This is a genomic window from Limnohabitans sp. Rim8, assembly GCF_945869175.1.
Classification (GTDB): domain Bacteria; phylum Pseudomonadota; class Gammaproteobacteria; order Burkholderiales; family Burkholderiaceae_C; genus Limnohabitans_A.
In genome coordinates this window covers 23,011-30,849 of the sequence record NZ_CAMBNZ010000025.1, presented here as the reverse complement: position 1 = coordinate 30,849, position 7,839 = coordinate 23,011, and the positions used below count along the sequence as shown (strand labels likewise).

Here is a 7,839-nt window from a genome sequence, read left to right as displayed (position 1 = left end):
GGCCGTGATGGTGACGGGCTTAAGCCTGACAGGCGCAGATGCTGTCAACTACAAGATCATTCAACCCAGGGGTTTGACCGCCAGCATCACGCCAGCACCCTTGTTGGTGACGGCCAACAACGCGACCAAAACCTATGACGGTCAGCCCTTCACGGGTGGCAATGGCGTAAGCTACAACGGCTTTGTGAACAACGAGACGGCTGCTGAGCTGGGTGGTGCGTTGACTTACATCGGCACCTCGCAAGGCGCCATCAACGTCGCGAACTATGTCATCACACCTTCCGGTCTGAACAGCACCAACTATGCCTTGGCTTATGCCGATGGGGTGTTGACGATCAACCCTGCACAGGTGGTGATTGCACCTGTGCCATCGCCCAATCCTACGCCCGCACCAACACCAACACAAACACCAACGTCATCGTCAACCCAGGTGTCTTCGACGGAGGTGGCTTCGGCTTCCTCGGGCGAAGCGGAGACCCAGAAGGTCGTTTTAGAAAATCCGGTTCTGGCCAGCAATGCAAGACTTTCTTTCCGGGTGCCCGCGATCAATTCGGTGAAGCTGCCGGACACGTCTGATAAGGGTTTCTTTCCCATCACGGTCGTGCAAGCCAACGAGTCCACCACATCTGCTGTCGCCTTTGAGAAAGGCGTAGAAACAGTGTCCTTGCGCACCGCTGCAAAACCACTGGTTCGTCAGGAACCCGACAAAGTGGTGTTTTCGACCAAGTTGACCGAGTTTGTGGTGACGAGCGCTTCGGGAAAGACGGTGACGTTCACAGGCGGTCTGGTCAATGGCCGATTGGTCATCGTTGCGCCGTCGGATGACTCCAAACAACTGGCCAAAGACGAGATGAATGTGGTCCTCGCCGCTGCTGTGGTGGCCTTAGGCAAAGAAACGCCGATCGTGATGGCCAATCTTGAAGGTGTTGTGTTCGATTTGCGTTGAGCGACGGACCGCGCGGATGAACGGAATTTGCCAAAAATGTTATGGATTTTACGGAGTGATCGCATGAAATTTTTGTTGAATGGTGCGCTGTTGGGGGTGTTGTTGTCTGCCACAGGCATGGCCACAGCCGCCGATGCCCCTGCGGCCGTGGTCAATGGCGTTGCCATCACTGCACGCTGGGTGGACCGCCATGTTCAGGCCCAAGTGGCGCAGGGCCAAAAAGACACGCTCGAGTTGCGTGCCGCGCTCAAGCAAGAGTTGGTGGCGCGAGAGTTGATGAGCCAAGAGGCGCAAAAGCGCGGCCTTGACCAATTGCCCACCACCCAAGACGCGTTGACGGCGATGCGCCAGAACCTGATGATCGAGTTGCTGCTGAACGACGAGTTCAGCAAGAACCCGATTATCGAAGCCGAGCTCAAGGCCGAGTATGAGCGCCAGGTCAAGGCACTGAAGGACACGGGCGATTTGCAGCAGTACCAGATTTCGACCATCGTGTTGTCGTCAGAGACCGACGCGCGTTCGGTGATGGCATCGCTGCGTGCGGGCCAGGCGTTTGATGGCTTGGCCAAGGCACGCTCGATGGACCCGAGCAAAGACAAGGGCGGTGAGCTCGGTTGGTTCTTGCCCGACCAGATCGCGCCCGCCATCTCCAATGTGGTGGTCAATCTGTCCCCGGGTGCCGTGTCCGCTGCGCCGATTCAGGTTGGCCCTTACTGGCATGTGGTCAAGCTGGCCGCCAAACGCCCTTACCAGGTGCCCAGCTTTGACGAGAGCAAAAATGTGCTGCAAGCCGCCGTGGTCCAAAACCGCCGCAGTGTCTTGATTAAGAAGTTGAGTGATGCGGCCATGGTGAAATGAGTTGGAGCGGGTCGTTTAGCCCAGCACCCGCCCCGGGTTGAGCAGCTTGTGGGGGTCCAGTGCCTGCTTGACCGCCCGCATCATGGCCAGGGCAGTGGGGTCTTTGTAGATCGGTAGTTTGTGCACTTTTTGCTCGCCCACGCCATGTTCGGCGCTGATGGAGCCACCAAAGCGTTGGACCTGGTCAAACACCCAGGTGTTCACCCGGTCTTCGAAATCGCGTAAAAACACCGAGCCATCTGCCCCTTCTGGGGCTTGCACGTTGTAGTGCAGGTTGCCATCGCCGAGATGACCAAAGTCGACCATGCGCACGCCGGGCACGTTTTGGGCCAGCAGCGCATCGGTCTCGGCCACAAAAGCCGGTATGCGCGAGACCGGGATGCTGATGTCGTGCTTGATGTTCAGGCCTTCTTGGGCTTGGGCCATCGTGATGCTTTCGCGGATGTGCCACAGGCTTTTGGCCTGGGTCAGGTTTTCTGCCACCACCGCATCGCTCACGCAGCCTTGTTCCAGCGCGGCTTCAAGCAGGGATTCAAACTGTCCCCGGGCGTGGCTTTCACTTTCGCTGTCTGAATTTTCCAGCAGCACACACCAAGGGGTGCCCTGCCACAGCGGCACACGCAGCTGCGGGAAGTGTTTGTCGACCAGGCTCAGCGCAAACTGACCCATGACTTCAAAGCCTGTGAGGCCGGGGCCCAGACGCTGGTGGGCCAGACCCAACAGCTGCACCGCGGCTTCCATGCTGGGCACGGCGGCCCAGGCGGTCAGCTGCGCCGCAGGTTGTGGAAAGAGCTTCATGGTCGCGGCGGTGATGATGCCCAAGGTGCCTTCGCTGCCGATCATCAGGTTGCGCAGGTCATACCCCGTGTTGTCTTTGCGCAAGCCAGACAGGCCGTGCCAGATTTCGCCTTGAGCAGTGACCACTTCCAGGCCCAGGCACAGTTCGCGGGTGTTGCCATAACGCACCACCTGTGTGCCGCCCGCATTGGTGCCTAGGTTGCCGCCAATCGTGCAGCTGCCTTCGGCGCCCAAACTCAGGGGAAACAAAAATCCAGCCTTGTCTGCCGCAACCTGCAGGTTTTGCAACACGCACCCGGCCTCGACGGTGATGGTCAGGTTGGCCGGGTCGATGGCCCGCACGGCGTTCATGCGCGTCATGCTCAGCACAATTTGCGTGCCGGAACTGTCCGGCACACCGCCCACCACCAACCCGGTGTTGCCGCCTTGCGGCACGATGGGGGTCTGGTGTGCGGCGCAGGTTTTGACCACGGCGACCACTTGCGCCGTGTCACCCGGGCGCACCACGGCCAAGGCCCGGCCGGTCACGCGTTTGCGCCAGTCTTGTTCCCAGGGGCTCAGGTCGGTGGCCGGGTCCTCGTGGGTGAGCACGTTGGCAGGGCCACAAATGTGACGCAATTGTTCTAACAAGGTCATGGTCATGGTGTTCAGTCCCGGGGCACGGACACAAAGTTGCCCGTGGCTTTGGCGGCTTTGAAGCGGATGCGGACATGCAGCGCACATGCCACAAACAAAACGATGCACAGCAGGGTTTGGCCACCTGCCAGCGCGTTGGACGGCCAAGCGTCGCCCCAGGCCCGCACCACGCCTTCAGTGAAGTAGAGCCAGACCAGCATGCTGACCCAGCGGTAGGTGTACATGCGGTTTTTGAGCAGGCCTGCCAGCGGTATGCACAAAGGCAAGACCTTGATGGCCCACCAAGAACCACCGGCCCGCAAGGGGGCCAACCAAAGTTCCCAGGCCAAGCCCAGAAGGATCAGGCCCAGCAGGCTGCACACGGCCGTCCAGCGGATCAAGTCGATGCCAGCGGGCTGGTTTTCATTGTTTGTGCTCATAGCGATGGCATCATACCGGGCATGTACTCTTCGCTGTCCAAGACCACTTTGCGTGCCCACGCGGCGCTTTGGTGGCAAGAAATGTCGGTTTTTCCATGGCGTCAAATGGCCGGGGTGTTGGCCGAGCGCTTTCGCGATGCCCGCTTGGGCGTGAGCGCCAGTTCGCTGACTTTCACCACCGTGCTGGCCCTGGTGCCTTTGTTTGCGGTGGTTTTGGCCGTGTTTGCGGCGTTCCCGGTGTTTGGCCAGTTTCAGGACACGATCCAGCGTTGGCTCATCGAAAGCCTGGTGCCCGAGAGCATTGCCCGGCAGGTGCTGAGCTACCTGACGCAGTTTTCCCGCAAGGCTAGCCGTTTGGGCTCGGTCGGCTTGGTGGTGGTGTTGATGTCGGCGGTGTTTTTGATGGTCACGATCGAGCGCACCCTGGGGCAAATTTGGGGCTTGCAGCGGCAGCGACCCTTGGCGCAAAGGGTCTTGCTGTACTGGTCGTCCATCACCTTGGGGCCTTTGTTTTTGGGGGCGAGCCTGGCCATCACCTCCTATGTGGTCACCGCTTCGCGGGATGTGGTGGATGTCTTGCCAGGTTCCATCCGCTGGTTGCTCGACAGTTTTGAGTTTGTTTTGCTCACGGCCTGTGTGAGTGGCTTGTATTTTTATGTGCCCTATACCCGTGTTCGTTGGCGGCATGCCATCACAGCTGGTTTGTTCGTGGCGGGGGCGCTGGAGTTGGCCAAAAAACTCATGGCCTTGTACCTGCTGCAGGTGCCCACCTATTCGCTGATTTACGGCGCATTTGCGGCGCTGCCGATTTTGTTGGTCTGGATTTACGTGACGTGGTTGCTGGTGTTGCTGGGTGCAGTGCTGGCCGCCAGCCTGCCCGAATTGGGCCGCCCAAGCTGGCGCAAGCCAGACGGTGCGGGCTGGTCCTTCAGGCTGGCCCTGGAGGTGTTGGGTGAGTTGAATGCCGCCAAGCAGTCGGAGCTGCGGGGCTTGAGCACCGATGAACTGGCGACGCGTTTGCGGGTGGAATTGAGCGAGTTGCGCCCAGTGCTGGAGGTGCTGCAAAGCCTGGATTGGGTGGGTCGCCTGACCGAGCAAAGCGACCTGGGCCAAGCCCGGCAGGTCTTGCTGGTGGACCCTGCAGCGGCCACGGTGGCACCCCTGGCCGACCGCTTGCTGGTGTTGCGAGGGGGGGCAAGCGATCCGGTTTGGTTGCAAACGGGTTTGGACCAGATCCGCTTGCTGCAGCTGTTGCCGGCTGGACGCGCTTAAAAGCTCACCCGGCCGCGCCACATGTCGCGGTACATCACCCAGTCACCCATGAAGCTGTAAAGCGGGCGTTTGAAGCTGGCAGGTTTGTTTTTTTCGAACACAAAGTGGCCGATCCAGGCGCAGCCATAGCCGCACAGCAAAGCATAGACAAAGTACTGGGGTTTGCCGGTGATGGCCAACATGGCCAAGCACATCAGACTCAAGGTGCTGCCCACAAAGTGCATGCGCCGGCAGGTGCGGTGGCTGTGTTCACTCAGGTAAAAAGGGTAGAACTCGGCAAAGTGGGTGTGCCGAGGCGCGGGTGTTTCGCTGGGGTCCATGGCTTGCCTCCTGGGGGTTATCGGATCGAAAACGGCGCATGCAAAAAGCCGCGAAATCGCGCCCGGCCGCCACGCACCGGGGTCTTCGTCAGCTGGATATCGGGAAAGCGCTGCAAAAAGCGGCCAATGGCGATGCGGCCTTCCAGACGCGCCAAGCTCAAACCGGCGCACTGGTGCACACCAAAGCCAAAGGCCAGGTGTTTGTTGCCGGTGCGGCGCAGGTCCAGCTGTTCGGGCTTGTCGTACACCGCCGGGTCGCGGTTGGCCGCACCAATGCACAGCGTGAGCAAGGCCCCGGCAGGCAGATCGACACCGTTGACCTGCGTGGCCTGCAAGGCGCGTCGGTTGCCCAGTTGGTTGGACGATTCAAACCGCAAAAACTCGTCCACCGCCAAGCCCAGCACGCTGGCCTGGGCTTGTTCATCGCTCGATTGCTTCAAGTCGGCCAAGAGATTCAGGCGCTGCTCTGGCCATTCTTGAAGGCTGATGAGCGCATTGCCGATCAGGTTGGTGGTGGTTTCGTGCCCGGCGTTGAGCAAAAACACGCAGTTTTGCAGCAACTCGACTTCGCTCAAGGCCTCGCCATTGACCTCGCCCTGGATCAGACGGGTCAGCACATCGTGTTCTGGATCGCCCGGGTGAAGTCGGCGGTGGGCCACCAGCTTGCGCAGGCAGTCCAGAAACTCGGTCACGCTGCGGTTGCCCAGTGTTTCCTGTTCTGGCGTGAGGGCGGGCTCGAGCGCGCCCAAAATGGCCAGCGACCAAGCGCGCAAAGGCGCTCGGTCAGCGTGGGGCACATTGAGCAGGTTGCCGATGATCTCCACCGGTATCGCTGAGGCAAAGTCCTCGATCAGGTCACCACCACCTTGAGCCTCGATCTTGTCCAGCAGGCTGTCCACCAGTTGCACCAGCCCGGGCTCCATGGCTTCAATGGCGCGGCGGGTGAGGGCGCCCATGATGAGGTGACGCACCCGGGTGTGCCGCGGCGGGTCGTTGAACACCAGGCTGTTCGTGTGGTGCTCAAAGAGCGGTGCCACGCCACCGGGCGAGGCAAAGGGCGGCTCGTTGAAAGGGGTGTGGTTGTATTTGGGACCGAATTCGACCTGTTTGTCGGAGCTGAAAACCTTGGCGTCGCGGTACACCGCCACCAGATCGGCGTGGCGCGTCAGGAAATACGAGCCATCGGGCATGCGCTTGAAGGGATCGGACGCGCGCAGTGCGGCATAGACCGGGTAGGGGTTGTTCAGAAAGTCGGCGGGCAAAGCCCGCAGGTCGAGTGACTGGGCGATCTCTTGGGCCCTGTCGGCCGACAGGAGTGGGGTGATCGGGACGTTCATGGCTTGAGAAAATCCTTGAGCGCCTGCAACACGCCTTCGGGTGCCTCGGTCATCAGGGAATGGCCTGCAGGCAGCTTCACCACGGTCGGCTTGGCACAGAGGTCGATCAGGCTTTGTGCCGCTTTGGGCGGGGTCATCTGGTCGGCTTGGCCCAGCACAAACAGGGTGGGGCAAGTCACTTGGGGCATGGCGGCTTCTGCGCCTCGGTAGGCGTCGCAGGCCTGGAAGCCGGCGTGGAACAAGTTGACCTGAACGTTGCTGGCCAGCACGCGGCGCATCAGCGCTTTGCTGCCACCATACAGCCAGGTGCCCGGGCCCAAGGCCGAGGGCGGTGGGGCCAGGGTCGAGTGTGAAAAACTGTTGACCATGTCGATGGCCTTGAATGGGGCGCTGACCGACAGCTCGAGCAAGGCGGGCGACACCCGCATCGGATAGGCCGTGCCCACCATCACCAAGTGGCGCACACGCCCCGGGTGGGCGGCTGCGTCGCGGGCGGTGGCTTCGAGTGCGATGAGCGAGCCAAAGCTGTGGCCGATCAGTACGGCTTTGTCGATGTTCAGGGCATCGAGCAAAGCCACGACGGTGTCAGCCGCTTCCTCCACGCTTGGGGGCGGGGTGCCCTCGCTTTTGCAGTGCCCGGGCAGGTCAATCGCCAGCACGTTCCAGCCGTGGTGCGCCAAATAGCGGGTTTGCAAAATCCAGACGCTGTGGTCATTGAGCACGCCGTGGATAAAGACCGCGGTCGGCTGAGCAGGGTTGAATTGTTTGCCGCCGGTGTAGGCGTAAAGGCTGTGAAGAGGCAATGGGATGTGCATAGGAGGTCCTGCCCTCAATGGTCTGGAATCAGCCGTTTGCCTAGGCAAACCACGACGTCTTCTTGGTAGCCCAGGGCCTGGTAAAAGGACACCACTGAGGTGTTGCCGGCGCGGACCAGCAAGCTCATTTTGGGGCAGCCCGAGGCAAGCAGCAGCAACTCACCGTGTTGCATCAATGACTTGGCATGACCTTGGCGCTGGTGTTCAGGGGCTACAGCCAGGTAATTCACCCAACCTCGGTGGCCTTCGTAGCCGAACATGGCAGTGGCCATCACCAGGCCATGGACTTCACCCACCAAAAAAAGGTCGGGTCGCACTTGCAGCTTGCGGGCAATGTCTTTGTAAGGATCGTTCCAAGGGCGGGTCAAATCACAGTATTGCCACAAAGCGACCACGGCAGCTTCATCTGGATTTTGGTAGGCGCGAATGTGCATGGAC

At 60.6% G+C, this 7,839-nt stretch carries 9 protein-coding genes; 3 read left to right on the top strand and 6 right to left on the bottom strand.

The window, feature by feature from the left end:
* On the top strand, window positions 1-946 hold a 946-nt coding region (locus Q0O19_RS05935; RefSeq protein WP_295520927.1), incomplete at its 5' end, for an MBG domain-containing protein.
* Window positions 947-1,009: 63 nt separating this feature from the next.
* Entirely contained in the window at window positions 1,010-1,804 is a 795-nt protein-coding gene (locus Q0O19_RS05930) for a peptidylprolyl isomerase (RefSeq protein ID WP_295520925.1), read from the top strand.
* Between the two features lie 15 nt (window positions 1,805-1,819).
* Here Q0O19_RS05930 and Q0O19_RS05925 read toward each other — a convergent pair whose 3' ends face one another.
* On the bottom strand, window positions 1,820-3,244 hold the full coding sequence (locus Q0O19_RS05925) for an FAD-binding oxidoreductase (RefSeq protein WP_295520923.1): 1,425 nt from the start codon (window positions 3,242-3,244) through the stop codon (window positions 1,820-1,822).
* 5 nt (window positions 3,245-3,249) lie between these two features.
* Entirely contained in the window at window positions 3,250-3,657 is a 408-nt protein-coding gene (locus Q0O19_RS05920) for a DUF2069 domain-containing protein (protein WP_295520921.1), read from the bottom strand.
* Between the two features lie 21 nt (window positions 3,658-3,678).
* On the opposite strand from Q0O19_RS05920, the gene Q0O19_RS05915 reads away from it, so the two are divergent.
* Window positions 3,679-4,929 carry a YihY family inner membrane protein gene (locus Q0O19_RS05915; protein ID WP_295520919.1) on the top strand — a complete coding sequence of 417 codons (1,251 nt, stop codon included), beginning with the start codon at window positions 3,679-3,681 and terminating at the stop codon, window positions 4,927-4,929.
* Here Q0O19_RS05915 and Q0O19_RS05910 read toward each other — a convergent pair.
* From Q0O19_RS05910 to Q0O19_RS05895, 4 genes are read right to left on the bottom strand one after another with little or no spacing between them, the layout of a single operon-like run.
* Window positions 4,926-5,249, bottom strand: coding sequence for a DUF962 domain-containing protein (locus Q0O19_RS05910; RefSeq protein ID WP_295520917.1), 324 nt, complete (start codon window positions 5,247-5,249; stop codon window positions 4,926-4,928). The genes Q0O19_RS05915 and Q0O19_RS05910 overlap by 4 nt on opposite strands.
* A gap of 17 nt (window positions 5,250-5,266) precedes the next feature.
* Entirely contained in the window at window positions 5,267-6,586 is a 1,320-nt protein-coding gene (locus tag Q0O19_RS05905; protein WP_295520915.1) for a cytochrome P450, read from the bottom strand.
* Window positions 6,583-7,401: an alpha/beta hydrolase gene (locus Q0O19_RS05900; RefSeq protein ID WP_295520913.1), complete on the bottom strand. Its 819-nt coding sequence runs from the start codon at window positions 7,399-7,401 to the stop codon at window positions 6,583-6,585. The genes Q0O19_RS05905 and Q0O19_RS05900 overlap by 4 nt, the downstream gene beginning before the upstream one ends.
* 14 nt (window positions 7,402-7,415) lie before the next feature.
* The gene (locus tag Q0O19_RS05895) at window positions 7,416-7,835 is read right to left on the bottom strand and encodes a GNAT family acetyltransferase (RefSeq protein ID WP_295520931.1); all 420 of its coding nucleotides are present in this window, start codon (window positions 7,833-7,835) and stop codon (window positions 7,416-7,418) included.
* Window positions 7,836-7,839 lie beyond the last annotated feature (4 nt).

Bases quoted from the DNA above. Each gene is read 5' to 3' on its own strand.
- Q0O19_RS05930 (WP_295520925.1), top strand. From the start codon at position 1,010: ATGAAATTTTTGTTGAATGGTGCGCTGTTGGGGGTGTTGTTGTCTGCC.
- Q0O19_RS05925 (WP_295520923.1), bottom strand. From the start codon at position 3,244: ATGACCATGACCTTGTTAGAACAATTGCGTCACATTTGTGGCCCTGCC.
- Q0O19_RS05920 (WP_295520921.1), bottom strand. From the start codon at position 3,657: ATGAGCACAAACAATGAAAACCAGCCCGCTGGCATCGACTTGATCCGC.
- Q0O19_RS05915 (WP_295520919.1), top strand. From the start codon at position 3,679: ATGTACTCTTCGCTGTCCAAGACCACTTTGCGTGCCCACGCGGCGCTT.
- Q0O19_RS05910 (WP_295520917.1), bottom strand. From the start codon at position 5,249: ATGGACCCCAGCGAAACACCCGCGCCTCGGCACACCCACTTTGCCGAG.
- Q0O19_RS05905 (WP_295520915.1), bottom strand. From the start codon at position 6,586: ATGAACGTCCCGATCACCCCACTCCTGTCGGCCGACAGGGCCCAAGAG.
- Q0O19_RS05900 (WP_295520913.1), bottom strand. From the start codon at position 7,401: ATGCACATCCCATTGCCTCTTCACAGCCTTTACGCCTACACCGGCGGC.
- Q0O19_RS05895 (WP_295520931.1), bottom strand. From the start codon at position 7,835: ATGCACATTCGCGCCTACCAAAATCCAGATGAAGCTGCCGTGGTCGCT.